At 60.6% G+C, this 26242-nt stretch carries 21 protein-coding genes and 3 tRNA genes; 21 read left to right on the forward strand and 3 right to left on the reverse strand.

Translation table 11 applies throughout. The annotated features are described in order from the left end of the window. The 13 genes from tpiA (at position 1) to CAF79_RS14925 (ending at position 11028) form a co-directional block, all read left to right on the forward strand. Positions 1-756, forward strand: coding sequence for a triose-phosphate isomerase (tpiA, locus tag CAF79_RS14865; protein WP_085698392.1), 756 nt, complete (start codon positions 1-3; stop codon positions 754-756). A gap of 4 nt (positions 757-760) precedes the next feature. Continuing rightward, positions 761-1144 carry a preprotein translocase subunit SecG gene (gene secG, locus CAF79_RS14870; RefSeq protein WP_011332406.1) on the forward strand — a complete coding sequence of 128 codons (384 nt, stop codon included), beginning with the start codon at positions 761-763 and terminating at the stop codon, positions 1142-1144. Positions 1145-1166: 22 nt separating this feature from the next. Beyond that, positions 1167-1252, forward strand: a tRNA-Leu gene (locus tag CAF79_RS14875). Between the two features lie 97 nt (positions 1253-1349). Then, a tRNA-Met gene (locus tag CAF79_RS14880) sits at positions 1350-1426 on the forward strand. Between the two features lie 138 nt (positions 1427-1564). Continuing rightward, positions 1565-2023 (forward strand): ribosome maturation factor RimP, encoded by a 459-nt coding sequence (gene rimP / locus CAF79_RS14885; protein WP_039769696.1) that lies wholly within the window; start codon positions 1565-1567, stop codon positions 2021-2023. A gap of 47 nt (positions 2024-2070) precedes the next feature. Further along, complete coding sequence (gene nusA, locus CAF79_RS14890; protein WP_085698393.1) at positions 2071-3552, forward strand: transcription termination factor NusA; 1482 nt, start codon at positions 2071-2073, stop codon at positions 3550-3552. A gap of 27 nt (positions 3553-3579) precedes the next feature. Next, positions 3580-6096: a translation initiation factor IF-2 gene (gene infB, locus CAF79_RS14895; RefSeq protein ID WP_085698394.1), complete on the forward strand. Its 2517-nt coding sequence runs from the start codon at positions 3580-3582 to the stop codon at positions 6094-6096. Positions 6097-6257: 161 nt separating this feature from the next. Further along, positions 6258-6656, forward strand: a complete 399-nt coding sequence (gene rbfA, locus CAF79_RS14900; RefSeq protein WP_085698395.1) for a 30S ribosome-binding factor RbfA — start codon at positions 6258-6260, stop codon at positions 6654-6656. Positions 6657-6660: 4 nt separating this feature from the next. Further along, positions 6661-7578: a tRNA pseudouridine(55) synthase TruB gene (gene truB, locus CAF79_RS14905; protein WP_085698396.1), complete on the forward strand. Its 918-nt coding sequence runs from the start codon at positions 6661-6663 to the stop codon at positions 7576-7578. A 141-nt stretch (positions 7579-7719) separates the two neighbouring features. Then, positions 7720-7989: a 30S ribosomal protein S15 gene (gene rpsO, locus CAF79_RS14910; RefSeq protein ID WP_085698397.1), complete on the forward strand. Its 270-nt coding sequence runs from the start codon at positions 7720-7722 to the stop codon at positions 7987-7989. Positions 7990-8182: 193 nt separating this feature from the next. Continuing rightward, positions 8183-10288, forward strand: a complete 2106-nt coding sequence (pnp, locus tag CAF79_RS14915; protein ID WP_011332410.1) for a polyribonucleotide nucleotidyltransferase — start codon at positions 8183-8185, stop codon at positions 10286-10288. A gap of 130 nt (positions 10289-10418) precedes the next feature. Beyond that, positions 10419-10494 (forward strand) — tRNA-Thr (locus CAF79_RS14920). Between the two features lie 234 nt (positions 10495-10728). Then, a complete protein-coding gene (locus CAF79_RS14925) occupies positions 10729-11028 on the forward strand; it encodes a DUF6388 family protein (protein WP_085698564.1) in 300 nt (99 codons plus the stop codon). A gap of 51 nt (positions 11029-11079) precedes the next feature. Here CAF79_RS14925 and nadC read toward each other — a convergent pair whose 3' ends face one another. Next, positions 11080-11928 carry a carboxylating nicotinate-nucleotide diphosphorylase gene (gene nadC / locus CAF79_RS14930; protein ID WP_011332412.1) on the reverse strand — a complete coding sequence of 283 codons (849 nt, stop codon included), beginning with the start codon at positions 11926-11928 and terminating at the stop codon, positions 11080-11082. Positions 11929-12182: 254 nt separating this feature from the next. On the opposite strand from nadC, the gene CAF79_RS14935 reads away from it, so the two are divergent. From CAF79_RS14935 to CAF79_RS14955, 5 genes are all read left to right on the forward strand, one after another. Then, positions 12183-14372: a DUF1631 domain-containing protein gene (locus tag CAF79_RS14935; protein ID WP_085698398.1), complete on the forward strand. Its 2190-nt coding sequence runs from the start codon at positions 12183-12185 to the stop codon at positions 14370-14372. Positions 14373-14436: 64 nt separating this feature from the next. Continuing rightward, complete coding sequence (ampD, locus tag CAF79_RS14940; RefSeq protein WP_085698399.1) at positions 14437-14997, forward strand: 1,6-anhydro-N-acetylmuramyl-L-alanine amidase AmpD; 561 nt, start codon at positions 14437-14439, stop codon at positions 14995-14997. Continuing rightward, positions 14994-15827 (forward strand): regulatory signaling modulator protein AmpE, encoded by an 834-nt coding sequence (ampE, locus tag CAF79_RS14945; protein WP_085698400.1) that lies wholly within the window; start codon positions 14994-14996, stop codon positions 15825-15827. The genes ampD and ampE overlap by 4 nt, the downstream gene beginning before the upstream one ends. Before the next feature lie 156 nt (positions 15828-15983). Beyond that, positions 15984-18014 (forward strand): methyl-accepting chemotaxis protein, encoded by a 2031-nt coding sequence (locus tag CAF79_RS14950; protein ID WP_085698401.1) that lies wholly within the window; start codon positions 15984-15986, stop codon positions 18012-18014. Positions 18015-18167: 153 nt separating this feature from the next. Then, entirely contained in the window at positions 18168-18557 is a 390-nt protein-coding gene (locus CAF79_RS14955) for a hypothetical protein (RefSeq protein WP_085698402.1), read from the forward strand. Here CAF79_RS14955 and CAF79_RS14960 read toward each other — a convergent pair whose 3' ends face one another. Next, positions 18558-19334: a TatD family hydrolase gene (locus CAF79_RS14960; protein WP_085698403.1), complete on the reverse strand. Its 777-nt coding sequence runs from the start codon at positions 19332-19334 to the stop codon at positions 18558-18560. A 3-nt stretch (positions 19335-19337) separates the two neighbouring features. Beyond that, on the reverse strand, positions 19338-20333 hold the full coding sequence (gene cra, locus CAF79_RS14965) for a catabolite repressor/activator (protein WP_085698404.1): 996 nt from the start codon (positions 20331-20333) through the stop codon (positions 19338-19340). Positions 20334-20639: 306 nt separating this feature from the next. On the opposite strand from cra, the gene ptsP reads away from it, so the two are divergent. The 3 genes from ptsP to CAF79_RS14980 are packed head-to-tail and all read left to right on the forward strand — an operon-like array spanning position 20640 to position 26187. Next, complete coding sequence (ptsP, locus tag CAF79_RS14970) at positions 20640-23501, forward strand: phosphoenolpyruvate--protein phosphotransferase (RefSeq protein WP_085698405.1); 2862 nt, start codon at positions 20640-20642, stop codon at positions 23499-23501. After that, complete coding sequence (gene pfkB, locus CAF79_RS14975) at positions 23501-24442, forward strand: 1-phosphofructokinase (protein ID WP_085698406.1); 942 nt, start codon at positions 23501-23503, stop codon at positions 24440-24442. The genes ptsP and pfkB overlap by 1 nt, the downstream gene beginning before the upstream one ends. 11 nt (positions 24443-24453) lie before the next feature. After that, entirely contained in the window at positions 24454-26187 is a 1734-nt protein-coding gene (locus CAF79_RS14980) for a PTS fructose-like transporter subunit IIB (protein WP_085698407.1), read from the forward strand. The last annotated feature ends 55 nt before the right edge of the window (positions 26188-26242 follow it).

Consider the following 26242-nt stretch of genomic DNA (forward strand, 5'->3'; position numbering starts at 1 on the left):
ATGCGTCGCCCTATGGTAGCTGGTAACTGGAAGATGCACGGTACCCGCGCCAGCGTCGCTGAGCTGATCAACGGCCTTCGTCATCTGGCCTTGCCAAGCGGTGTTGATGTCGCGGTGTTCCCGCCTTGCTTGCATATCAATCAGGTGATTGATGGCTTGAAAGGCAAATCGATTTCGGTCGGTGCGCAGAACTCTGCGGTGGAATCCATGCAAGGTGCGTTGACAGGCGAGATTGCGCCGAGTCAGTTGGTGGATGCAGGTTGTTCCCTGGTGCTTGTCGGGCACTCCGAACGCCGCCAGATAATGGGCGAGCGAGACGGAATGCTGAATCGCAAGTTCGCAGCGGCACAGGCATGTGGCTTGATTCCGGTATTGTGTGTGGGGGAGACCCTGGAGCAGCGTGAGGCCGGAAAAACTCTTGAGATTGTCGGGCGTCAGCTGGGCAGTATCATAGAAGAGCTGGGTGTCGGTGCTTTTGCCAACGCAGTGATCGCTTACGAGCCGGTCTGGGCGATTGGTACCGGGCTGACTGCAACGCCGCAGCAGGCTCAGGATGTGCATAAAGCCATTCGCGAGCAGTTGGCGGCAGAGAATTCTGAAGTGGCACGAGGTGTGCGGCTTCTATACGGCGGCAGCGTGAAGGCGGCCAATGCGGTCGAACTGTTCGGCATGCCGGATATCGATGGGGGGCTCATTGGTGGAGCTTCCCTGAATGCAGATGAGTTCGGTGCGATCTGTCGCGCCGCGGGAAACTGAAAAAATGCTGGAAACAGTCGTAGTCGTTTTTCATCTGCTGGGTGCGTTGGGCGTAGTTGCTCTGGTTTTGCTGCAGCAGGGTAAAGGTGCGGATGCTGGCGCGTCTTTCGGAGCAGGTGCTTCAAATACTGTGTTCGGAAGCCAAGGTTCCTCTACCTTTCTTAGTAAGTTTACTGCTATACTTGCCGCCGGTTTCTTCATAACCAGCTTGGGGTTAGGTTACTTTGCTAAAGAGAAGGCTCATCAGCTGACTCAAGCAGGTTTGCCAAACCCGGCAGTGTTGGAAGTTCCAAAGCAGCAACCGGCTTCTGATGATGTCCCGGTGCTTCAAGAGCAAAAGTCGGCTACTCCAGCGACTGACGTACCTCCAGCTCAAGAGCAGAAGTAAGAAGGGTTTCAAACGTAGTATTGCCGAGGTGGTGGAATTGGTAGACACGCAACCTTGAGGTGGTTGTGCCCATAGGGTGTAGGGGTTCGAGTCCCCTTCTCGGTACCAATTAGTCAGGAGAGCCCGCTGTTGCGGGCTTTCTTGCAGGTGGAAGGTTACATTGACCCTAAAGGGGATCGGTCGTATACTTCCGCCCCAGCTTTGTCGCGGGGTGGAGCAGTCTGGTAGCTCGTCGGGCTCATAACCCGAAGGTCGTCGGTTCAAATCCGGCCCCCGCAACCAGTTTAAGGAGCCCCTTTTAAGGGGCTTTTTGTTAGCTGGACACTTTCAACGCCGCTGTTCGACGGCGTTTCAAGGATGGGCGTTTCGCCCATTTTTTTATTTTGCATAGCATGCACATACATGCACGAGGGGGTTCAGGTGTCGAGCAAGCTAGAAGAGTTGCAGGCCTTGCTGGCCCCGGTGGTCGTGGCCCTAGGCTATGAATGCTGGGGTATTGAGTTTTCGGCTCAAGGTCGCCACTCAATGTTGCGCGTTTATATCGATAAGGAAGGCGGCGTACTGGTGGACGATTGCGCCATCGTCAGCCGTCAGATCAGCGGTGTGCTGGATGTTGAAGATCCGATCTCCGTTGAATACACCCTTGAAGTTTCCTCGCCAGGCATGGAACGCCCACTGTTCACTCTTGAGCAGTTTGCCAAATATGTCGGTGAACAAGTGAAGATCAAGCTGCGCTCGCCTTTTGAAGGTCGACGCAACTTTCAGGGCCTTCTGCGCGGTGTAGAAGAACAGGACGTCGTGGTGCAGGTAGATGACCATGAATTCCTGTTGCCGATCGATATGATCGACAAGGCCAACATTATTCCCAGTTTTGACTGAGACGCGGATCCCGCGGATCCAATGGCTTGCGAAAGGCGAGGCGTACGATGAGCAAAGAAGTACTGCTGGTTGTTGAGTCGGTATCCAATGAAAAGGGTGTACCGGCAAGCGTAATTTTTGAAGCGCTGGAGCTGGCTCTGGCCACTGCTACCAAAAAGCGTTTTGAAGACGAAGTTGATCTGCGTGTGGAAATCAACCGCCACACCGGTTCTTACGAAACTTTCCGTCGCTGGACGGTCGTCGAAGAGGATGATCTCGATGATCCGGCCATCGAAACCTGGCCGAGCAAGGTTGCTGAAACGCACCCTGGCGCCAAGGTTGGCGACGTCGTTGAAGAAAAGATCGAGTCCATCGAGTTCGGCCGCATCGCTGCACAGACCGCCAAGCAGGTCATCGTGCAGAAAGTTCGTGAAGCCGAGCGCGCTCAAGTGGTTGACGCTTATCGCGAGCGCCTGGGAGAAATCATCTCCGGCACCGTGAAAAAAGTGACCCGCGACAACGTGATCGTCGACCTAGGTAATAACGCTGAAGCGTTGCTGGCCCGTGAAGACATCATTTCTCGCGAAACCTTCCGGGTCGGCGTGCGTCTGCGTGCGCTGCTCAAGGAAATCCGCACCGAGAACCGCGGCCCTCAGCTGATCCTGTCGCGTACCGCGCCGGAAATGCTGATCGAACTGTTCCGCATCGAAGTGCCGGAAATCGCTGAAGGCCTGATCGAAGTCATGGCCGCATCCCGTGATCCGGGTTCGCGTGCCAAGATCGCTGTCCGCTCCAAGGACAAACGCATCGATCCGCAAGGCGCGTGCATCGGTATGCGCGGTTCGCGCGTCCAGGCCGTGTCGGGCGAGTTGGGTGGCGAGCGTGTCGACATCGTCCTGTGGGACGACAACCCGGCCCAGTTCGTGATCAATGCCATGTCGCCGGCAGAAGTGGCGGCCATCATCGTTGACGAAGATGCCCATGCCATGGACATCGCTGTTGGCGCAGACAATCTGGCTCAGGCCATCGGTCGTGGTGGTCAGAACGTGCGTCTGGCGAGCCAGCTGACTGGCTGGACCCTGAACGTGATGACCGAATCGGACATCCAGGCTAAGCAACAAGCAGAAACCGGCGACATCCTGCGCAACTTCATCGACGAGCTGGAAGTCGACGAAGAGCTGGCTCAGGTGCTGGTAGACGAAGGCTTCACCAGCCTGGAAGAGATTGCCTACGTACCGTTGGAAGAAATGCTCAACATCGACGGCTTTGACGAAGACATCGTCAACGAGCTTCGCGCTCGTGCCAAGGATCGCTTGTTGACCAAAGCCATCGCTACTGAGGAAAAGCTGGCAGACGCCCATCCGGCCGAAGACCTGCTCTCGCTTGAGGGTATGGACAAGGATTTGGCGATGGAACTGGCGGTGCGCGGCGTAATTACCCGCGAAGACCTGGCCGAGCAGTCTATTGACGATCTGCTCGACATCGACGGCATTGACGATGATCGTGCCGGCAAGTTGATCATGGCCGCCCGAGCCCACTGGTTCGAGTAATTAGGCGCGGCCTGAGGAGAGAAGTGCATGACGCAAGTCACGGTGAAACAACTGGCCGATGAGGTCAAAACACCGGTAGAGCGCCTGTTGCAGCAGATGCGTGAGGCAGGTCTGCCGCACACCGCCGCCGAAGAAAATGTGACTGACAGTGAGAAGCAATCCCTGCTGACCCACTTGAAGAGCAGCCACAAGGCGAAAGTGGAAGAACCACGCAAGATCACGCTGCAGCGTAAAACCACCAGCACCCTGCGTGTGGCTGGCAGCAAAAGCATCAGCGTTGAAGTCCGCAAGAAGAAAGTTTTCGTACAGCGTAGCGCGGAAGAAATCGAAGCCGAGCGCAAGCGTGAACTGGATGAACGTCGCGCGGTAGAGAATGCTGCCCGTCAGAAGGCTGAAGAAGAAGCCCGTGTGCGCGCCGAAGAAGAAGCGCGTCGCCAGCCTGCTGCGCCGTCCGCTCCTGCTGAAGCCGTCGCTGCACCTGCGCCAGTGGCCGAACCAGTGCGCGAAGCTGCGCCGGTTGTGGCTGCTGCGCCAGCTGCCGACACTCGCAAGCGTGACGAACAACGCCGTCCGGACAAACCACGCGCCGACGACAACAATCGTCGTGGCGGTGGTGATGGCGAGCGCAAGAACGCTCCGCATCGCGCATCGGTCAAGGAAAAGGCGCCGGCTCCACGCGTGGCGCCACGTACTACCGACGAAGAAAGCGATGGCTTCCGTCGCGGCGGTCGCGGCAAGTCCAAGCTGAAAAAACGCAACGCTCACGGTTTCCAGAGCCCTACCGGCCCTGTCGTGCGTGAGGTGAAGATCGGCGAAACCATCACTGTTGGCGATCTCGCTCAGCAGATGTCGGTCAAGGCTGCCGAAATCATCAAGTTCATGTTCAAACTGGGTACTCCAGCGACCATCAACCAGGTGCTTGATCAGGAAACTGCTCAGCTGGTAGCCGAAGAACTGGGCCACAAAGTGACCCTGGTCAGCGACACCGCCCTGGAAGATTCCCTGGCCGAGTCCCTGAAGTTCGAAGGTGAAGCGGTTCCGCGTGCGCCGGTCGTAACCGTAATGGGTCACGTTGACCACGGTAAGACCTCGCTGCTCGACTACATCCGTCGTGCCAAGGTAGCTGCTGGCGAAGCCGGCGGTATCACCCAGCACATCGGTGCATACCACGTTGAAACCGAACGCGGCATGGTCACCTTCCTCGACACCCCGGGTCACGCCGCGTTTACCGCAATGCGTGCTCGTGGTGCGAAGGCGACCGACATCGTGATCCTGGTGGTTGCGGCGGACGACGGCGTGATGCCACAAACCATCGAAGCTGTTCAGCATGCTCAGGCGGCTGGCGTTCCGCTGGTAGTCGCAGTGAACAAGATCGACAAGCCGGGCGCTGATCTCGATCGCATCCGCAGCGAGCTGTCGGTCCACGGTGTGACCTCCGAAGACTGGGGTGGCGACACTCCATTCGTTCCGGTCTCGGCGAAAATGGGTACCGGCGTCGACGAACTGCTTGAAGCGGTATTGCTGCAAGCCGAAGTTCTCGAGCTGACCGCCACTCCATCGGCTCCTGGCCGTGGTGTCGTGGTTGAATCGCGTCTGGACAAGGGCCGTGGCCCGGTAGCGACTGTTCTGGTTCAGGACGGTACGCTGCGTCAAGGCGACATGGTGCTGGTTGGCTCGAACTATGGTCGCGTGCGCGCCATGCTCGACGAGAACGGCAAGCCGATCAAGGAAGCGGGCCCGGCCATTCCGGTTGAGATCCTCGGCCTGGACGGTACGCCTGATGCGGGCGACGAGATGAGCGTGGTTGCCGACGAGAAGAAAGCCCGTGAAGTGGCTCTGTTCCGTCAAGGCAAGTTCCGCGAAGTCAAACTGGCTCGCGCTCACGCCGGCAAGCTGGAAAACATCTTCGAAAGCATGGGTCAGGAAGAGAAGAAGACGCTCAACATCGTCCTCAAATCCGACGTCCGTGGTTCGCTGGAAGCCTTGCAGGGCGCTCTGAACGGCCTGGGCAACGACGAAGTGCAAGTGCGCGTGGTCGGTGGCGGCGTCGGTGGTATCACCGAATCCGATGCCAACCTGGCACTGGCTTCCAACGCTGTACTGTTCGGCTTCAACGTGCGTGCCGATGCCGGTGCACGGAAGATCGTCGAGCAGGAAGGTCTGGACATGCGTTACTACAACGTGATCTACGACATCATCGAAGACGTCAAGAAAGCCCTGACCGGTATGCTTGGCAGCGATGTTCGCGAGAACATCCTCGGTGTGGCCGAAGTCCGTGACGTGTTCCGTTCGCCGAAGTTTGGCGCGATCGCTGGTTGCATGGTGATCGAAGGTGTTGTGCACCGTAACCGTCCGATCCGTGTACTGCGTGAAGACATCGTGATCTTCGAAGGCGAGCTGGAATCCCTGCGCCGCTTCAAGGATGACGCTTCCGAAGTACGTGCCGGCATGGAATGCGGTATCGGCGTGAAGAGCTACAACGACGTCAAGGTCGGCGACAAGATCGAAGTCTTCGAGAAGGTTCAGGTTGCTCGCAGCCTCTGACTCGCGCACTTCAAGGGCCACGTCGGGCCGTCGCATGAAAATGCGCGGCACGGCGTCAGGACTCTAAACGCAACGCCCGGTCTGGCTTTTAGTCAGGCCGGGCGTTTGCCGCTTTCAGACCTTGCGGGTTTCACCGCGGGGCAGTAACAGGTAACAAAATCATGGCAAAAGAATACAGCCGTACCCAACGTATCGGCGATCAGATGCAGCGTGAGCTGGCCCAACTGATCCGTCGTGAAGTCAAAGATCCGCGTGTCGGCCTGGTCACCATTACCGCTGTAGATGTCAGCCGTGATGTTGGTCACGCGAAGATCTTCATCACCGTGATGGGGCAAGACAACGCCGAAGACATCGCGCAAAGCATCAAGGTGCTCAATGCTGCCGCCGGTTTCCTGCGCATGCAGCTGGCCCGTGAAATGAAGCTGCGCAGCGTGCCTCAATTGCATTTCCACTACGACGAAAGTGTGGCCCGTGGTGCGCACCTGTCGGCTCTGATCGAGCGCGCGGTGGCCGAAGACAGTCAGCACGAAACTGCTGCACCCGAAGACACCAAGGAGTAACTCGGTGGCTCAGGTCAAACGTATCCGTCGTAACGTCAGCGGCATCATCCTGCTCGACAAGCCGTTGGGGTTCACCTCCAACGCCGCGTTGCAGAAGGTTCGCTGGTTGCTCAACGCCGAGAAGGCCGGTCACACCGGCAGTCTCGATCCCCTGGCCACCGGCGTTCTGCCACTGTGCTTTGGCGAGGCGACCAAGTTCTCGCAATACCTGCTCGATTCCGACAAGGGTTACGAAACCCTGGCGCAACTGGGCAAGACCACCACCACGGCAGACGCCGAAGGCGAGATTTTGCAGGAGCGTGCGGTGACCGTTGGTCAGGCCGACATTGAAGCGGTCCTGCCGAAATTTCGCGGTCAAATCAGTCAGATACCGCCGATGTACTCGGCTCTCAAGCGTGATGGCCAGCCGCTGTACAAGCTGGCCCGTGCAGGCGAAGTAGTGGAGCGCGAACCGCGTTCTGTTACTATTGCGCGCTTGGAATTGCTGGCCTTCGAAGGCGATACTGCGCGACTCGCGGTGGATTGCAGCAAGGGCACCTATATTCGCACTCTGGTGGAGGATATCGGTGAGCAACTCGGTTGTGGTGCGTACGTCGCTGAACTGCGTCGTACCCAGGCCGGGCCTTTCACCCTGGCGCAGACCGTGACCCTCGAAGAGCTGGAAGCGGTACATGCCGAAGGCGGCAACGAAGCGGTCGACCGCTTCCTGATGCCATCGGACAGCGGCCTGCAGGATTGGCCGTTGCTGCAGTTCTCGGAAGCGAGCGCGTTCTACTGGCTCAACGGCCAGCCGGTACGTGCCCCGGATGCTCCGAAGTTCGGCATGGTGCGGGTACAGGATCACAACGGTCGCTTCATCGGTATCGGTGAAGTGAGCGAAGACGGGCGTATCGCGCCGCGTCGACTGATTCGGTCAGAATGACCGGAAACCGGTCTGTGTAACAGCAGGCCGGCGAGTGTGGCTGTCAACAGGCACGGTCACTACTCATTTATAGATACAGGGATTTGTCCCTGGCCTGTTGAAACTGTTTTTTAAACAGTTTCCTGATAAAAGGATTGCCTCATGGCTCTCGACGTTCAAGAAAAAGCTCAAATCGTTGCCGACTACCAGCAAGCTGTTGGTGATACTGGTTCGCCAGAAGTGCAAGTTGCACTGCTGACCGCCAACATCAACAAACTGCAAGGTCACTTCAAGGCCAACGGTAAAGACCACCACTCCCGTCGTGGTCTGATCCGCATGGTTAACCAGCGTCGCAAGCTGCTGGACTACCTGAAAGGCAAGGACCTGAGCCGTTACAGCGCTCTGATCGCTCGCCTGGGTCTGCGTCGCTAATCAGCGATTGCGCTATGAGGTTGGTTGTCTGTCAGACGTCAGCGGGTTTCCGCCGGCGTCCGGCAGGCTCCCAGCCTCAAGTTTTATCTGAACTACCGTTTTACCCGGACAATCCGCGGGCCGATTCCCGACGTTGCCCAAGAATTTCGCAAGAAACCAGTTCCCCCAAGAGCCACAAAGAAGGTAGGACACCGTGAACCCGGTAATCAAAAAATTCCAGTTCGGTCAGTCGACCGTTACCCTCGAGACTGGCCGTATCGCCCGTCAGGCCTCCGGCGCAGTATTGGTCACCGTTGACGACGACGTCAGCGTATTGGTGACCGTAGTCGGTGCCAAGCAAGCTGATCCGGGCAAGGGCTTCTTCCCCCTGTCCGTTCACTACCAGGAAAAGACTTACGCTGCCGGTAAGATCCCTGGCGGTTTCTTCAAGCGTGAAGGCCGTCCTTCCGAGAAAGAAACCCTGACTTCCCGACTGATCGACCGTCCGATCCGTCCGCTGTTCCCGGAAGGTTTCATGAACGAAGTGCAGGTTGTCTGCACCGTCGTTTCCACCAGCAAAAAGACCGATCCGGACATCGCTGCGATGATCGGTACCTCGGCTGCCCTGGCGATCTCCGGCATTCCGTTCGATGGCCCGATCGGCGCCGCTCGCGTGGCTTTCCACGAAAGCACCGGCTACCTGCTGAACCCGACTTACGAGCAGCAAGCTGCTTCGAGCCTGGACATGGTCGTTGCCGGTACTTCGGACGCCGTGCTGATGGTTGAATCGGAAGCCAAAGAGCTGACCGAAGACCAGATGCTGGGCGCAGTACTGTTTGCTCACGACGAGTTCCAGGTCGTCATCAACGCCGTTAAAGAACTGGCTGCCGAAGCGGCCAAGCCAACCTGGACATGGGCACCTGCCCCAGAAGCCACCGAGCTGCTGGCCGCTATCCGTTCCGAGTTCGGCGAAGCGATCTCCCAGGCTTACACCATCACCATCAAGGCCGACCGTTACGCGCGTCTGGGCGAGCTGCGTGACCAGGTCGTCGCCAAGCTGTCCGGCGAAGAAGGCCAGCCTTCGGCTGCCGACGTCAAAGCTGCTTTCGGCGAAATCGAATACCGCACCGTTCGCGAAAACATCGTAAACGGCAAGCCACGTATCGACGGTCGCGACACCCGCACCGTACGCCCGCTGAACATCGAAGTCGGCGTTCTGCCGAAGACTCACGGTTCGGCACTGTTCACCCGTGGCGAAACCCAGGCTCTGGTCGTCGCGACGCTGGGCACCGCCCGTGACGCGCAACTGCTGGACACTCTGGAAGGCGAGAAAAAAGACCCGTTCATGCTGCACTACAACTTCCCTCCGTTCTCGGTGGGCGAGTGTGGTCGCATGGGTGGCGCCGGTCGTCGTGAAATCGGTCACGGCCGTCTGGCCCGTCGCTCGGTTTCGGCCATGCTGCCAGCCGCTGACGTGTTCCCGTACACCATCCGTGTGGTTTCGGAAATCACCGAATCCAACGGTTCGAGCTCGATGGCTTCCGTTTGCGGCGCTTCCCTGGCCCTGATGGATGCTGGTGTTCCGATGAAGGCACCGGTTGCCGGTATCGCCATGGGTCTGGTTAAAGAAGGCGAGAAGTTCGCCGTCCTGACCGACATCCTGGGTGACGAAGACCACCTGGGCGACATGGACTTCAAAGTAGCCGGTACCGCCAAAGGTGTGACCGCGCTGCAGATGGACATCAAGATCAAGGGCATCACCGAAGAGATCATGGAAATCGCTCTGGGCCAAGCCCTGGAAGCGCGCCTGAACATCCTCGGCCAGATGAACCAGATCATCGGCCAGTCGCGTACCGAACTGTCGGCCAACGCTCCGACCATGATCGCGATGAAGATCGACACCGACAAGATCCGTGACGTTATCGGTAAAGGCGGAGCGACCATCCGTGCGATCTGTGAAGAGACCAAGGCTTCGATCGACATCGAAGACGACGGCTCGATCAAGATCTTCGGCGAAACCAAGGAAGCGGCTGAAGCAGCACGTCAGCGCGTTCTGGGTATCACCGCTGAGGCCGAGATCGGCAAGATCTACGTCGGCAAGGTTGAGCGCATCGTCGACTTCGGCGCATTCGTCAACATCCTGCCAGGCAAGGACGGTCTGGTTCACATCTCGATGCTGAGCGACGCTCGCGTAGAGAAAGTGACCGACATCCTGAAAGAAGGCCAGGAAGTGGAAGTGCTGGTACTGGACGTGGACAACCGCGGCCGTATCAAGCTGTCCATCAAAGACGTGGCAGCTGCCAAGGCTTCGGGCGTTTAATCACCCCGCAGCCCTAGCGCAATGAAAATGCCCCGCCGTGAAAACGGCCGGGCATTTTTTTTGTCCGTGAAATATCGAGTCATTCGGCAAAGTTGCCGACCTGCAAGACCAGTGCTAGGTTTAGCCCACCGCCCGTGTAGCTCAGCCGGTAGAGCAGCGCACTCGTAACGCGAAGGTCGCAGGTTCGATTCCTGTCTCGGGCACCACCTCTCCGTTATCCTTTTAAACCGGCATTTATGTTCCACAGGTCAACTTTTTGTGGGAGAGATGTAAAGAGCCGTGTAATTCGTCATGCAAACGTCCTATATTCGGTGCCTGCATGAGCATCGCCCAGCAGTTTTCAGATGATCCCGAATGGTTCCGAAGGCCGGACAGTCCGCGTCAGAGAGATCCTTGATGATCCAGATCCATCCTCCATTCCCATGATCAGCGAGAACGCCATGACCGAATTAACTCAAGAGCAACGTCACGAAGAAGCGCTTAGAAAATACATCCTGGATGTTCCGGATCTGAAGGAAGAGATCAAGGACCTGAGTCCCGATGAACAGAAGGACCAGATCCAGTGGGCGTTCGAAGACGAAGCCGAAGCCCAGGGGCTGCAGCCTTGGGAGTTGACCCTCAAGTACACCAGCACGCCTGAGGAGTTCGAGGCCAAGCGCCTGGAACTGCACAAGGAGGCGGCCGAAGTATTGGGTGTCGATTGGGAAGAGTACTGCGAGATGAACAATCTGGTGGTCTGAAACAAGAACGCCAGCCTCGAAACGGCTGGCGTTTTTTATTGCCCGACTGCCTCAGATGCTCAGGCGCATCGACAGGTCCACGGCCTTCACATCCTTGGTCATCGCGCCGATCGAGATGTAATCCACCCCGGTCTGTGCGATCGGCAGCAACGTGCTTTCGTTGATGCCGCCACTGGCTTCCAGTTTTGCCTTGCCAGCGTTCAGGCGCACGGCTTCGCGCATGTCATCGAGGCTCAATTCGTCGAGCATGATGATGTCGGCACCGGCGGCCAGCGCTTCTTTCAGTTCCTCCAGACTTTCCACTTCGATTTCCACCGGTTTGCCCGGCGCAATCTTGTGCGCGGCGGCAATGGCCTGCGGGATGCCACCGCTGGCGGCGATGTGGTTTTCCTTGATCAGGAACGCATCGTAGAGGCCGATGCGGTGGTTGTGGCAGCCACCGCAGGTGACCGCGTATTTCTGCGCCAGGCGCAGGCCCGGCAGGGTCTTGCGGGTGTCGAGCAGTTTCACTGACGTCTCGGCGACGAAGTCCGCCAGGTACTGCGCGCGGGTCGCCACGCCCGACAGCAATTGCAGGAAGTTCAGCGCGCTGCGCTCACCGGTCAGCAGCGAGCGTGCAGGGCCTTCCAGATGAAACAGCGGCTGATTCGGCGAAACCCGTTCCCCATCGCGCACCTGCCAATGCACCGCCACCCGGGGATCGAGCTGGCGGAACACTGCATCGACCCAGGCCGTGCCACTGATGACGGCGGCGTCGCGGGTGATGATAGTGGCTTTGGCCAGGCGTTCGGCCGGGATCAGTTGCGCGGTGATGTCGCCGCTGCCGATGTCTTCGAGCAACGCACGGCGCACGTTGGCTTCGATTTCGGCGGTCAAATCGGCGAGACGTAGATTCGGCATAACGGGCTCCACAAACTAAGTGGCCCGATTATAGGGGCATCGCGTCGGCCAACCCAAGGCGAGAACGGCGACGCAGCGCTGCATCCGGTCGATTTTGTTGAGCAAACCGGATTTCGGCGTGGTCACTGCAAGGTGTCGGCGTATAGGGGAAACCCTGACGGCTCTGGCGCCGGGGACATCTTTTGCAAGATAATCCGCCTTGCATTTGACGCCATGACTTTGACGTCGGCGAATCACCGTTTCAGGAGGCTTGGATGCACAACGACGGGAATGTAGTGCCTCTGCACAAGGCCACTACCGATCAGGCGACTCACTCGCCGCTCGCCCGCCTGCCTGTGATTCTGCTTCAGGTTCGTGACAAGGCTGCCCAGCGCCTGCGCAACGGTTTGCAGGACTTGTTCGATAACGCCGACGACACCCTGTTCGAAATGGCCGACCGGGCACGTAATGACGTCGAACAGAACATCTTTTTCGAGGCCATGCGTGACCTGCGCCTCAAGCGCAAGCACATCGAGCGCGGTTTTCTCGAGCAGTTCTTCGAAGCCTTTATCGGCCTCACTCAATTCGATCCCGCGCCTACCGTCCTTTCTCACGCCTTGCAGCATGAGGAAACCACCCTGCGCACCGATGACATGGAGCGCAAGGTCGCGGTGGAGACCATGGTCGGCCGCGTACTGAATCGCGACGGTTTCGCCCTCGACCAACTGACTGCGCGATTCAATGCGCTGTTGGGCAAGACTCTGGACGATCAATACAACCCTCTGGGTCCGGCGATGCTTTGCGAATACTTCCTGCAAGCCGGGCGCAATCTGGGGGTGGAGATCAAGGTCAAACTGATCCTGCTCAAACTGTTCGAGCGCTATGTGCTGGCCGACACAGATCAACTTTACGCCGAAGCCAACCAACTGCTGAGCGCCACGGGCGTGTTGCCCGAGCTCAAACCGGCACCGGCCCGTCGCGCCATCGATCAGGCTGTGGCCAGCGTGCGGAGCGAATTCGAAGGCATCGACAAAACCCAGGCCGATGCGGGCGTGCAGGAGGTCTTCACCGCGTTGCAGGAGTTGCTGCTGCACGTGCGCGGCACGGTTGCGCCGACCCTGGAACCCAGCGCTCCCGCCCAGCCGATTTCCACTCGGGACCTGCTGCGCCTGCTCTCGCACTTGCAGCAATACGTGCCGGCGCTGGCGGTGCAGGACGATTTCGATCTGCGCCATCAGCTCGAACAGTTGCTGACCCGGGTTAGCGTGCGCAGCGGCAAATCACGAATTGTCGGCGGGGCTGACGAAGACGTGATCAATCTGGTGGCCATGGTCTTCGACTGCATCCTCGATGATCGCAATCTGCCGGATTCGCTCAAGGCGTTGATCGCGCGGTTGCAGATCCCGATGTTGAAGGTCGCGGTGATCGACAAAAGCTTCTTCAGCCGCAGCAGCCACCCGGCCCGCCGCTTGCTCAATGAAATCGCCGAAGCGGCGATGGGCTGGGGGGAGTGCGACGGTAATGCGCGCGACAGCCTGTACCTGCGCATCGAACAAGTGGTGCAGCGCCTGCTGACGGATTTTGTCGATGACCCGGCGATTTTTTCCGAGTTGCTGGCAGACTTCCTCGCGTTCACCAGTGACGAACGCCGTCGCAGCGAACTGCTTGAACAGCGTTTGCGCGATGCCGAAGAGGGCCGGGCGAAAACCGAACTGGCCCGCCAGCGGGTCGAGCAGGCGCTGAATCAGGCGTTGCTGGGCAAAGTCTTGCCACCGTCGGTGGTGACATTCGTGCAGGACGCCTGGAGCAAAGTGTTGCTGCTGACCTGCCTCAAGCACGGCGATCAGTCCGCTGAATGGCACGCCGACGTGCAGACCATGGAGCAATTGATCTGGAGCGTGCAGCGCCACGACGACGCCAAAGCGGGTCTGCGCCTGCTGGCGCTGGTGCCGGGGTTGCTCAAGTCATTGCGCGACGGCCTGAGCACTTCGGCCTTCGATCCGTTTGCCACCAGCGGCTTTTTCAGCGAACTGGAAGCGCTGCATGTACGCCTGCTCGATCCGTCCAGCGAACCGGATCAGACCACACTGCCGGAAATGATCGAAGTATCGCAGACGATTGTCTTGCAGATTGCCGATGACGGCCTGCAGCCACGCACGCCGGCGCGTTTGCCGGCAGACGATGCAGGTTTGCGCCAGGTCGATCAGCTGCGCCTGGGCAGTTGGGTGGCGTTCGAGGAAGATGAAGAACACACCCTGCGCTGCAAACTGGCGGCGATCATCGAAGCCACCGGCAAATACGTGTTTGTCGACCGTACCGGGATGAAAGTGCTGGAGCGCGATCGCACGGAACTGGCCCTGGCGTTTCGTCGCGGCGCGGTGCGGGCGCTGGATGACACCTTGCTGTTCGACCGGGCGCTGGAATCGGTGCTCGGCAATCTGCGGCGGCTCAATCGCGGCAAGTGATCGCGCGCCGGGGGCCGATCACGGCATACTGGTCGCCAACACAGTCGGCGTTGAAGGAATCGGTATGCAGTTGGATCCCGCAAGCGGGTGGTGTCACGGGGTGCAGGTCTGCCCTTCGCCCAACTTCAATGAACGCCCGGCGGGCGAAGTCTCCCTGTTGGTCATCCACAACATCAGCCTGCCACCGGCGCAGTTCGCCACCGGCAAGGTGCAGGAATTTTTCCAGAATCGTCTGGATGTCACGGAACATCCCTACTTTGCCGGGATCGCCGACCTGCGTGTATCTGCGCATTTTCTGATCGAACGTGACGGCAAGGTCACCCAGTTTGTCTCCTGTCTTGAGCGTGCCTGGCATGCCGGTGTTTCGGTGTTCGAAGGACGCGAAACCTGTAACGATTTTTCACTGGGCATCGAGCTGGAAGGTACCGATGATCTGCCGTTCACCGATGCGCAGTACCAGGCGTTGACCGTGCTGACCCGGCAGATACAGGCGGCGTTCCCGGCGATTACTGTCGAGCGCATCTGCGGGCACAGCGACATCGCCCCCGGACGCAAGACCGACCCCGGACCCGCATTCGACTGGGCACGCTACCGCGCCGCCCTGGCACAAGAGGAAGGACAATGAGTTTTCTGGTGTTACTGCTGGCGGTCTGGATCGAGAAGTTCTCGGCCCTGCGCCAACGGGTTCAACGCGATGGCGGATGGATCCGCGAACTGCACAAGCTTGAAAGCGGCGGGCTGGCCAGACAGCCGTGGCTGGTGCTGACCGTCCTGGTGCTGTTGCCGGTGGCGTTGCTGGGGTTGCTGCTGGTGGTGCTGGACCCGGTGGCCTACGGTCTGCTGGCCTTGCCGGTGCATTTGCTGGTGGTGATTTACAGCCTGGGGCGCGGAGATCTGCTCGGCGAACTGGGGCCGTTTCGCGACGCCTGGCGTCGTGAGGATCTGCAGGCCGCCGCCCATGTGGCCAAGCGTGATCTGAACATCTGCGCCGAAAGCGGCGAACAATTGCTGGAGCAAGTACAACAGCATCTGTTGTGGCAGGCCTATCAGAGTTTCTTCGCGGTGATTTTCTGGTACTTCCTGCTCGGTCCGGTCGCGGCACTGAGCTATCGCTTGCTGGCGCTGGCGGAAGAAAACGCCCTAAACCCGGCGGTAGCCGAACGGGCCGGGCAACTGCGTCACGCCTTCGACTGGGTGCCGGTGCGCCTGTTGGCGGCGAGTCTTGCCCTGGTCGGCAATTTCGTCGCGGTCAGCCGGGTGATGCTGCACGAACTGCTGAACTGGAACATCAGCGCCGCCCAGCTCATCAACAAGGTCGGGCTGGTTGCCGGGGAGATTCCGCCGGCCGCCGTCGGCCCCGAAGGCATCAACACCCTCGACTGTCTGTGGGAACTGCTGCTGCGGGCCGCGGTGCTGTGGTATGCCTGCTTTGCTCTGTGGACGGTACTCGCGTAAGCCGTTACTGCGACGAGGGGGGCAATCCCCCTCGTTAACCTTAAGTTACAAAACCTCCCTTCGATTTGAGCTATACAGAGATAGCGCCCGATAGTGGCTATCTGCTGTCGCCCCGCGCCTGCCAATAAAAACAAGAAAAACCAAGGGAGACTTCCAGTGAAGAGCTTGCTCTATCCCGCCGTCTCGCTGATGAACCGCTTGAGCTTCGGCATGAAGTTCAGCCTGATCAGCGTGCTGTTCCTGGTGCCAATGCTGGTGACCAACTTCTATCTGGTGCGCGATTCCTATCGCGAATTCCAGGGCACCCGGGTTGAGCTGCAGAGCCTCGACCTGCTGGGCAGCAGCCTGACCCTGCGTCGGGATCTGGAAACCCTCAACAATCTGGTGCAGATCAACGTTACCCTCGGCCAGTCCGGCAAGGCCGGTAATGTCGAGGCGCAGATCACCAGTCTTGAGCAAAACGTCCTGGCACGCCTGCAAGGGTTGACGCCCATGACCGAGGATCCGGAGCAGATCAAGTTCTTCGAGACCAAGCGCGATGAAATGATCGCTGCGTTCAAGAACCAGCAAGCGGAAAACTCCCTGCAAAGCAAAAGTGCGCTGATCGGCAAATTGCTGGGCAATGCGCAGATCTTCAGCCAGATCGTGGCCAGTCAGGCCGGTTTGAGCCGTGACAACCAGGGCGACATTCGCCAGCTCAGCGAGTTGATTACCGCGATCACGCCGGCCGTCACCCAGGCCTTGGGTGAAGGTCGGGCGATGGGCTCGTATTCCTTGGGCCAGGGCTTTCTCAACAGCTCGTCGAGCACCCGCTTCGACGAGCTGCTGGTGCAGATCGAAAAACTGCAGGCCGAGTACGGTCTGAAATTGCAGGACGCACTGGGTTCGAGCAAAGCCGCCCGAGATTCTCTGAGCGCGCCGGCCGATGCCAGCAAGGCGTCGCTGAAACAGGCCGGCACACTGATCGAAGAGCAAGTGGTGATGGCCGAAACGCTCGACGCCCCGTGGCAGGGGTTTTATGACCAGGTCACCGGGCTGATGGACCAGACCTATCAGCTAAACGACGCCACCCTGAAACTCCTCGACACCCAATTGCAGCAGCGCCTGGGGCAAAACCGCACGCACATGGTGCTGCAAGCCGTGGCGTTGTCGGTGGTGTTCGTGCTGATTTTCTATCTCTACGGCGGCTTCTACGCCTCCACCCGCGCCACCCTGAAAAACCTCGGCGCCATGATGGACAAAGTGGCGGCGGGCGACATGACGGTGAATTTCCACGCCAACAGCCGCGATGAGCTCGGCGAGTTGGGCGAGGTGTTCAACGGTACGGTGCGCAAAATCCATGACCTGATCGAACGGGTCGGCCACACCGTTGGCGAGGTCGAGCGACAGGCGGGGCAAGTGGAAAATGTTTCGGCGCAAAGCAATCAGGCGGTCGCCGGGCAACGTACGCAAATCGAGCAAGTGGCTACCGCAATGAACCAGATGTCGGCGACATCGCTGGAGGTGGCACGCAGTGCCGCGGCAGCGGTCAGCAGCGCCCACAGCGTAAACGACGAAACCATCAGTGGTCGCGGTCTGGTGGAATCGCAGCAGGGCAGCATCGCGGCACTGGCGAGCGAAATCGATCAATCGGTGCTGGTGATCAACCAGTTGGCCAGCGACAGCCAGTCGATCAGCCGCGTTCTGGAAGTGATCAAGAGCATCGCCGAACAGACCAACCTGCTGGCGCTCAACGCCGCGATCGAGGCTGCGCGGGCCGGTGAGCAGGGGCGCGGTTTTGCCGTGGTCGCTGACGAAGTCCGCACGCTGGCCAAACGCACTCAGCAATCGACCGAAGAAATCGAGCAGATGATCGCCAAACTCCATGGCGGCGTCGGCGCGGCGGTGAAGGCCATGGGCGTCAGCCATCAGATGGCCAACGGCACGGTGGGGCAGTCGGAAAAAGTCCAGCAGGCGCTGGAAAACATCCTCGGCGCTGTTGGCATGATCGTCGACCAGAACCAGCAGATCGCCGCCGCCGTCGAGCAGCAGACCGCCGTGGCCCATGACATTGACCAGAACATCGTCGAGATCAACCGTGCCGGCGAGCGCACCGCAGAAGGAGCGCATCAGACTGAAGATGCCAGCCGTGCGTTGTCGGCGCAGGTGGTCGAGTTGAAGCAATTGATCAGCGCGTTCCGGGTTTGAATCGACCTGCCTCCTCTGAGGCAGGTTTTTTCGGAATGGCTTGTAGTACTTGTTTGCTTACATCGGTAAGACAAATCCTGTTTTCCTCCGGGCGCTGGTTTTTCGTCTTCAATGAACCAAGCTCTGTTCTTTGACCACTTGGAGGAGATGCACATGTCTGTCGCAACCCTGGGCGTCCAGGGCCGCTGCGCCCACTGCCAGACAACGCTGGTGCTCAAACCCTGGCAACTGAATGCCATATCCATCCACGAACCATTCACCTGTGCGCATTGCCAGAAAAACCTGGAGCTGCGCTGCCCGAAGCAGATCAAACGCTTGCGTTCGCTCGATTCACTTGGCCTGCTGCGCGCCAGTGCGCTCGTGACCGTGTGCACCGCGCTGCTGGTGGCCTTGGTGATGGAATGGGTAGGGCTGCTCAGCGTCACCGAGCAGTTGAACGCGTCGCTGATCACGATTTTCGTGTACTTCGCGGTGATTCGTTACGCCCGGCGGCGTCAGCACCTGACCCTGATTCTCGACGCGGCCAAGGCCCACGCCGACTGACTACCAGCCGAACACGTCGCAGCTGTTGGCGGTACTGGCGGCGGCGAGTTGTGGCGCACTGGTGTTCATCAATGCGGCCAATGAGTCGCAGATTGCCGGCAGGTGCGCCGGCGTATTGCGAATGCCGGGGTACATGGCTGGCGCCATGTCCGGGGAGTCGGTTTCCAGCACCACCGAGTCCAGCGGCAAGTCGGCCAGCACCCGGTGCATGCGCAATGCCTGCGGCCAGGTCGGTGCACCGCCGAGGCCGAGTTTGAAACCGAGCTTGATGTATTCCCGCGCTTCTTCACGACTGCCGGCGAAGGCGTGGATGATCCCGGCGCGCTTGAGCTTGAAGCGCTTGAGCGTGGCAATCACTGCCGCATGGCTGCGCCGTACGTGGATCAATGCCGGCAGTTCGAAATCCGCCGCCAGTTGCAACTGTGCCTCGAACAACGCCTGCTGGCGTTCGCGGTCGAGGCTTTCGATGAAATAATCCAGGCCGATTTCGCCGACTGCGCACAGCTGCCGATGACCTTTTAGCCGAGTCAGCCAGTCGCCCAGTGCCAGCAAATCTTCAGGCCGGTGCTGATCGAGATAGACCGGGTGCAATCCGAACGCCGCGTACAGATCGGCATCGCTTTGCACCAGATCCCACACCCGCTGCCAATTCCCCTCGTAAACCCCGAGCACCACCATTCGCCGCACCCCGAGGGCGCGGCTTTCGTTCAGCAGCGCCGCGCGGTCGGCGTCGAAGTCGGGGAAGTCCAGATGGGTGTGGCTGTCGATCAGCTCCACGGCTCAGTCCCGGTGAATACGCTGCTTGAAGGTACGGGCGATGGCCTGCACGCCGGGCTGGTAATCCGATTGCTCGACCGCCGCCAGTGCCAGTTCCAGTGCCTTGTCGGCGATCAACTGGTGCTGCTGGGCCATGGCGTTGACCGGCAGCGGCAGGAAGTCCAGCAACTGGGTGTCGCCAAACGTGCCGAGGCGCAGCGGGCGGGATTTGAGCGGGAAGTCGTGCAGCGCGTCGAACACGCCTTGCAGCAGAACGTAGGAGGTGGTCACCAGCGCATCCGGCAAATGCCCGAGGCGTTGCAGGAGTTCTTCCATCAACTGCTTGCCGCACTCGCGGCTGAAAGACTCGGCGTGCTCGACCAGCACTTCGCCCTTGAACCCGGCCAAGGCTTGCTTGAACCCGGCCGCACGCTCCTGGCTGATGCTCAGTTCCGGACGGGCACCCAGCAGCACGATCTGTTTCGGCTGCGGGTCGAGCAGGCTTTCGGTCAGGTGCAGGCTGGCTTCGCGGTCATCGCTGACCACCGAGCAGAAGTGTTCGGCATCCATCACCCGGTCAATGGCAATGATCGGCAAACCCTTGGCCTGCAACTGGCGATAGCTGTCGTCACCGGCCGGCAGGCAACTGGCGACGATCAACGCATCGCAGCGCCGGGCGCGGAACAGTTGCAGCAGTTGCCGCTCGCTGTCCGGCGCATCGTCGGAGCTGGCGATCAGCAATTGATAGCCGCGTGCCCGGGCGCCTTGCTCCAGCAGTTTGGCGATCCGCGCGTAACTGGGGTTTTCCAGATCCGGCAGGATAAAACCCAGGGTCCGGGTGTGCCGACTGCGCAGCCCGGCCGCCTGTGGATTGGGGGTAAAGCCGTGCAGATCGACCACCGCCCGCACCCGCTCGACGGTGGCGTTGCTGATGCGTTGCTGTTCGGCCTTGCCGTTGATGACGTAGCTGGCGGTGGTCACGGACACTCCGGCCAACCGCGCGATATCACTGAGTTTCAACCCGGGATTTCCTTGTTTTTTCGAGCTTGCCGCGACATTTTCGCCAATCCTACCCGATTCAGGCAGGCGACTATTGTCGCAGCGCATCCGACAAGTTGGACTTCAAGGATGGGACATTATCGAGTAACGTGCCGATCAATCTAGATTAAACGTTTCAGCAGGCGTATTTTCTACGTTTTAGACGCCTTTGGCCGGTTCTGCCGTGAAACCGCCAAAACTGCCTCCTGAAAAGGATGGCCTACAGCGCCTAAGCTGCAACCATTCAAAACAATACCTGGCATTGAACAGTGCCAAAAAGGAGATCGCATGCTCGAGCTCACTGTAGAGCAGATATCCATGGGCCAGTCGGCTGTGGATAAACCCGCCGCTTTGCAATTGCTGGCCAGTCATCTGGTCGCCGATGGACTTGTTGCCGACGGATACCTGGCCGGGCTGCAGGCCCGGGAGGCTCAGGGCTCGACCTTCCTCGGCCAAGGCATTGCGATCCCCCACGGCACGCCCGAAACCCGCGATCAGGTGTTCGCCACCGGCGTACGCCTGATGCAGTTTCCCGACGGCGTGGATTGGGGCGACGGCCAGATCGTTTATCTGGCCATCGGCATCGCCGCCAAATCCGACGAACACCTGCGCCTGCTGCAATTGCTGACCCGCGCTCTCGGCGAGACCGATCTTGGTCAGGCCCTGCGTCGTGCGAGTTCGCCGGAAGCACTGCTGAAACTGCTGCAAGGTGCGCCGCAAGAGCTGGCGCTGGATGCGCAGATGATCGGCCTCGGGGTCTCCGCCGACGATTTCGAAGAACTGGTCTGGCGCGGGGCGCGTCTGCTGCGCCAGGCCGATTGCGTGAGCAACGGTTTCGCCGGTGTGTTGCAGCAAGTTGAAGCGCTGCCGCTGGGCGATGGCCTGTGGTGGCTACACAGCGAGCAGACCGTGAAGCGTCCGGGTCTGGCCTTCGTCACGCCGGACAAACCGATGCGCTACCTCGGCCAGCCCCTCAGCGGTCTGTTCTGTCTGGCCAGTCTGGGTGAAGCGCATCAGGCGTTGCTTGAGCGTTTGTGCGCGTTGCTGATCGAAGGTCGCGGCCATGAACTGGGCCGCGCCACCAGCAGCCGCAAAGTACTCGAAGTGCTTGGCGGTGAGTTGCCAGCCGACTGGCCGAGCGCGCGAATTGCGCTGGCCAACGCCCATGGCCTGCACGCGCGGCCGGCGAAAATCCTCGCGCAACTGGCGAAAAGTTTTGACGGTGAAATCCGTGTGCGCATTGTCGACGGTCAGGACAGCGCCGTGTCGGTGAAGAGCCTGAGCAAACTGCTGAGCCTCGGCGCCCGTCGCGGTCAGGTACTGGAAATCATTGCCGAACCGAACATCGCTGCCGATGCGCTGCCGGCCTTGCTGACCGCTATTGAAGAAGGCCTCGGCGAAGAAGTCGAACCGTTGCCTGCAGTCAGTCAACAGCGCGAAGTGATTACGGACATTGCAGAAGTCCTGAGCGCCCCGGCCTCCGGCAGTCTGCTGCAAGCGATCCCCGCGGCCCCCGGCATCGCCATCGGCCCGGCGCACATTCAGGTCCAGCAAACCATCGATTACCCGTTGCGCGGCGAGTCCGCCGCTATCGAACGCGAGCGTCTAAAGCATGCGCTGGTCGACGTGCGCCAGGACATTCAGGGCCTGATCGAACGCAGCAAGGCCAAGGCGATCCGCGAGATTTTCATCACCCACCAGGAAATGCTCGACGACCCGGAACTCACCGACGAAGTCGACACCCGCCTCAAGCAGGGCGAAAGCGCCGAAGCAGCCTGGATGGCTGTGATCGAAGCTGCCGCTAAACAACAGGAAGCGTTGCAGGACGCGTTGCTCGCCGAACGTGCTGCCGACCTGCGCGACATCGGTCGTCGGGTGCTGGCGCAACTGTGTGGCGTGCAGACGCCCGCCGAGCCGGAGCAACCGTACATTCTGGTGATGGATGAGGTCGGCCCGTCCGACGTGGCGCGTCTGGATCCGGCGCGGGTCGCGGGGATTCTCACCGCCCGTGGCGGCGCCACCGCTCACAGCGCCATCGTGGCTCGCGCGCTGGGCATTCCGGCGCTGGTCGGCGCGGGTGCTGCGGTGTTGCTGCTGAAGCCGGGCACGCCGTTGCTGCTCGACGGCCAGCGCGGTCGCCTGCACGTCGATGCGGATGCCGCGACCCTGCAACGCGCCAGCGAAGAACGCGACACCCGCGAACAACGCCTGAAAGCCGCCGCCGAACAACGCCACCAACCGGCGCACACCAGCGACGGTCACGCCGTTGAAGTGTTCGCCAACATCGGCGAAAGCGCCGGTGTGATCAGCGCGGTGGAGCAAGGCGCCGAAGGCATCGGCCTGCTGCGCACCGAGCTGATTTTCATGGCTCATCCACAGGCGCCGGACGAGGCGACTCAGGAAGCCGAATACCGCCGCGTCCTCGATGGCCTTGCCGGTCGGCCGCTGGTGGTGCGCACCCTCGATGTCGGCGGCGACAAACCGCTGCCGTACTGGCCGATCGCCAAGGAAGAAAACCCGTTCCTCGGCGTGCGCGGGATTCGCCTGACCTTGCAGCGTCCGCAGATCATGGAAGCGCAGTTGCGCGCCTTGCTGCGTTCGGCAGACAACCGTCCGTTGCGGATCATGTTCCCGATGGTCGGCAGCGTCGAAGAGTGGCGCCAGGCCCGCGACATGACCGAACGCCTGCGTCTGGAAATTCCGGTTGCCGACCTGCAACTCGGAATCATGATCGAAGTGCCGTCCGCCGCGTTGCTGGCGCCGGTGCTGGCCAAAGAAGTCGACTTCTTCAGCGTCGGCACCAACGACCTGACCCAGTACACGCTGGCGATCGACCGTGGTCATCCGACCCTGTCCGCCCAGGCTGACGGTCTGCATCCGGCGGTACTGCAACTGATCGACATCACCGTGCGCGCGGCCCATGCCCATGGCAAATGGGTCGGTGTGTGCGGCGAGCTGGCGGCGGATCCGCTGGCGGTACCGGTGCTGGTCGGCCTCGGTGTGGATGAACTGAGCGTCTCCGGGCGCAGCATCGCCGAGGTCAAGGCACGCATCCGCGAACTCAGCCTGACCCAGGCACAAACTCTTGCTCAACAAGCCCTGGCCGTGGGCAGCGCCAACGAAGTGCGCGCATTAGTGGAGGCCCTGTAATGGCTAAGATTCTTACCCTGACCCTCAACCCGGCGCTGGACCTCACGGTGCAGTTGCCACGCCTTGAGGCCGGTCAGGTCAACCGCAGCGACGCGATGCACACCCACGCCGCCGGCAAGGGCGTCAACGTCGCGCAAGTGCTGGCCGACCTCGGTCATCAACTGACGGTCAGCGGCTTTCTCGGCGAGGACAATCTGCAAGCATTCGAAAACCTGTTCGCCAGGCGCGGTTTCACCGATGCGTTTATCCGGGTGCCCGGCGAGACCCGCAGCAACATCAAGGTCGCGGAACAGGACGGCCGCATCACTGACATCAACGGCCCGGGCCCGGTGGTCGGCGTGGTGGCGCAACAGGCATTGCTGGATCGTCTGGTGCAGATCGCGCCGGGGCATGACGCGGTGGTGGTGGCCGGTAGTCTGCCGCGCGGCGTCAGTGCGCAGTGGTTGCGCGAACTGGTGGAGCGCTTGAAGGCGTTGGGCCTGAAAGTCGCCCTGGACACCAGCGGCGAAGCTTTGCGCGAGGCGCTCAAGGCCGGTCCGTGGCTGATCAAACCGAATACCGAAGAGCTGGCCGATGCGCTGGGCTGTGAGGTGGTGTCCCGCGCGTCTCAGGCCGAGGCAGCCAATCGGCTGCATGCTCAGGGTATCGAGCATGTGGTGATTTCCCACGGCGCCGAAGGTGTGAACTGGTTCAGTGTCGGCTCGGCGCTGTATGCGACACCGCCGAAGGTCAGCGTCGCCAGCACGGTCGGTGCCGGTGATTCGTTGCTGGCGGGCATGCTTCACGGTCTGCTCAGCGCCGACACGCCGGAACAAACCCTGCGCACGGCCACCGCCATTGCGGCGCAGGCGGTGACCCAGATCGGTTTCGGTATTCACGATGCTGCGCAACTGACGCAGCTCGAACAGGGCGTGCGCGTGCGCCCCCTGACAGAACAATAAGAGGGTTTGTCATGAAATTAGCCATTGTCACGGCCTGCCCGAACGGCATGGTCACCAGTGTGCTGTGCGCCCGGTTGCTGGATGCCGCGGCCCAGCGTCAGGGCTGGAGCACCAGCGTCGAAGTGGTGGATGCGGCGCACCCGGAACGTGAGTTGTCGGCGGCCACCATCGAGGCCGCCGAGTGGGTGTTGCTGGTGGCCACCGGACCTGTGGACATGACCCGGTTCATCGGCAAGAAAGTCTTTCGGATCGCGCCGGCGCAAGCCCTGCAGGATGTCGAAGGCGTGCTGCGGCGCGGCGCCGTCGAGGCCGAGGTTTACGTCGCTGCCGAAACGCCGCCCGTGGTTGCCAGCGCCCAAGCGCCGCGCCTGGTCGCTGTCACTGCATGCCCGACCGGCGTCGCCCACACCTTCATGGCCGCCGAAGCCTTGCAGCAAGCCGCCAAGCGTCTGGGCTACGACCTGCAAGTCGAAACCCAGGGCTCGGTCGGCGCGCGAAACCCGCTGAGCGCAGCGGCGATTGCCGAGGCTGACGTGGTGCTGCTGGCGGCGGACATTGAGGTCGCCACCGAGCGTTTCGCCGGCAAGAAAATCTACCGCTGCGGCACCGGGATAGCGTTGAAGCAGTCCGAAGCCACGCTGAAAAAAGCGTTGGCCGAAGGCAAGCAGGAAAGTGCTGCGAGCGACGGCAAAGCCCCGGCCAAACAGGAGAAAAGCGGCGTCTACAAACACCTGCTGACCGGTGTGTCGTTCATGCTGCCGATGGTGGTGGCAGGCGGTCTGATGATCGCTTTGTCGTTCGTGTTCGGCATCACCGCCTTCAAGGAAGAAGGCACGCTGGCGGCGGCGCTGATGCAGATCGGTGGCGAGACCGCGTTCAAATTGATGGTGCCGCTGCTGGCCGGTTACATCGCCTGGTCGATTGCCGACCGTCCCGGACTCGCGCCGGGGATGATCGGCGGTTTGCTGGCGAGCACCCTGGGCGCCGGTTTCATCGGCGGGATCGCTGCCGGGTTTATCGCGGGCTACGCGGCCAAGGCGATCAGTCGCTATGTGGCGTTGCCGCAAAGTCTGGAAGCGCTGAAACCGATTCTGATCATCCCGTTGTTCGCCAGCCTGTTCACCGGGCTGGTGATGATTTACGTGGTTGGCAAACCGGTGGCCGGGATGCTCGCGGCGCTGACGCATTTCCTCGACAGCATGGGCACCACCAACGCGATCCTGCTCGGTGTGTTGCTGGGCGGCATGATGTGCGTCGACCTCGGCGGGCCGATCAACAAGGCTGCCTACGCGTTCTCGGTGGGGCTGCTGGCCTCGCAGAGTTATGCACCGATGGCCGCGACCATGGCCGCCGGCATGGTGCCGCCGATCGGTCTGGGCATCGCCACGTTCATCGCCCGACGCAAGTTCGCCCAGACTGAACGCGAGGCCGGTAAAGCGGCGCTGGTGCTCGGGTTGTGCTTCATTTCCGAAGGGGCGATTCCGTTTGCCGCGAAAGACCCGTTGCGGGTGATTCCGGCAAGCATTGCCGGCGGTGCGCTGACCGGTGCTCTGTCGATGTACTTCGGCTGCAAGCTGATGGCGCCCCACGGTGGACTGTTCGTGCTGGCGATTCCGAATGCGATCAACCATGCGCTGCTGTACCTGCTGGCGATTGTCGCGGGCAGTCTGCTGACGGCGGTGGTGTATGCGCTGGTCAAGCGGCCGGAGGCTGTGGAACTGGCGCTGGAGCCCGCGAAGGCCTGAGGTGTCACACCCCTTTCATCTAGCGGTGCTTAAGTTTTCCTTTTTTCAGGGAGAA

This window comes from Pseudomonas sp. B26(2017) (assembly GCF_002113045.1).
In the GTDB taxonomy this organism is placed as follows: Bacteria; Pseudomonadota; Gammaproteobacteria; order Pseudomonadales; family Pseudomonadaceae; genus Aquipseudomonas.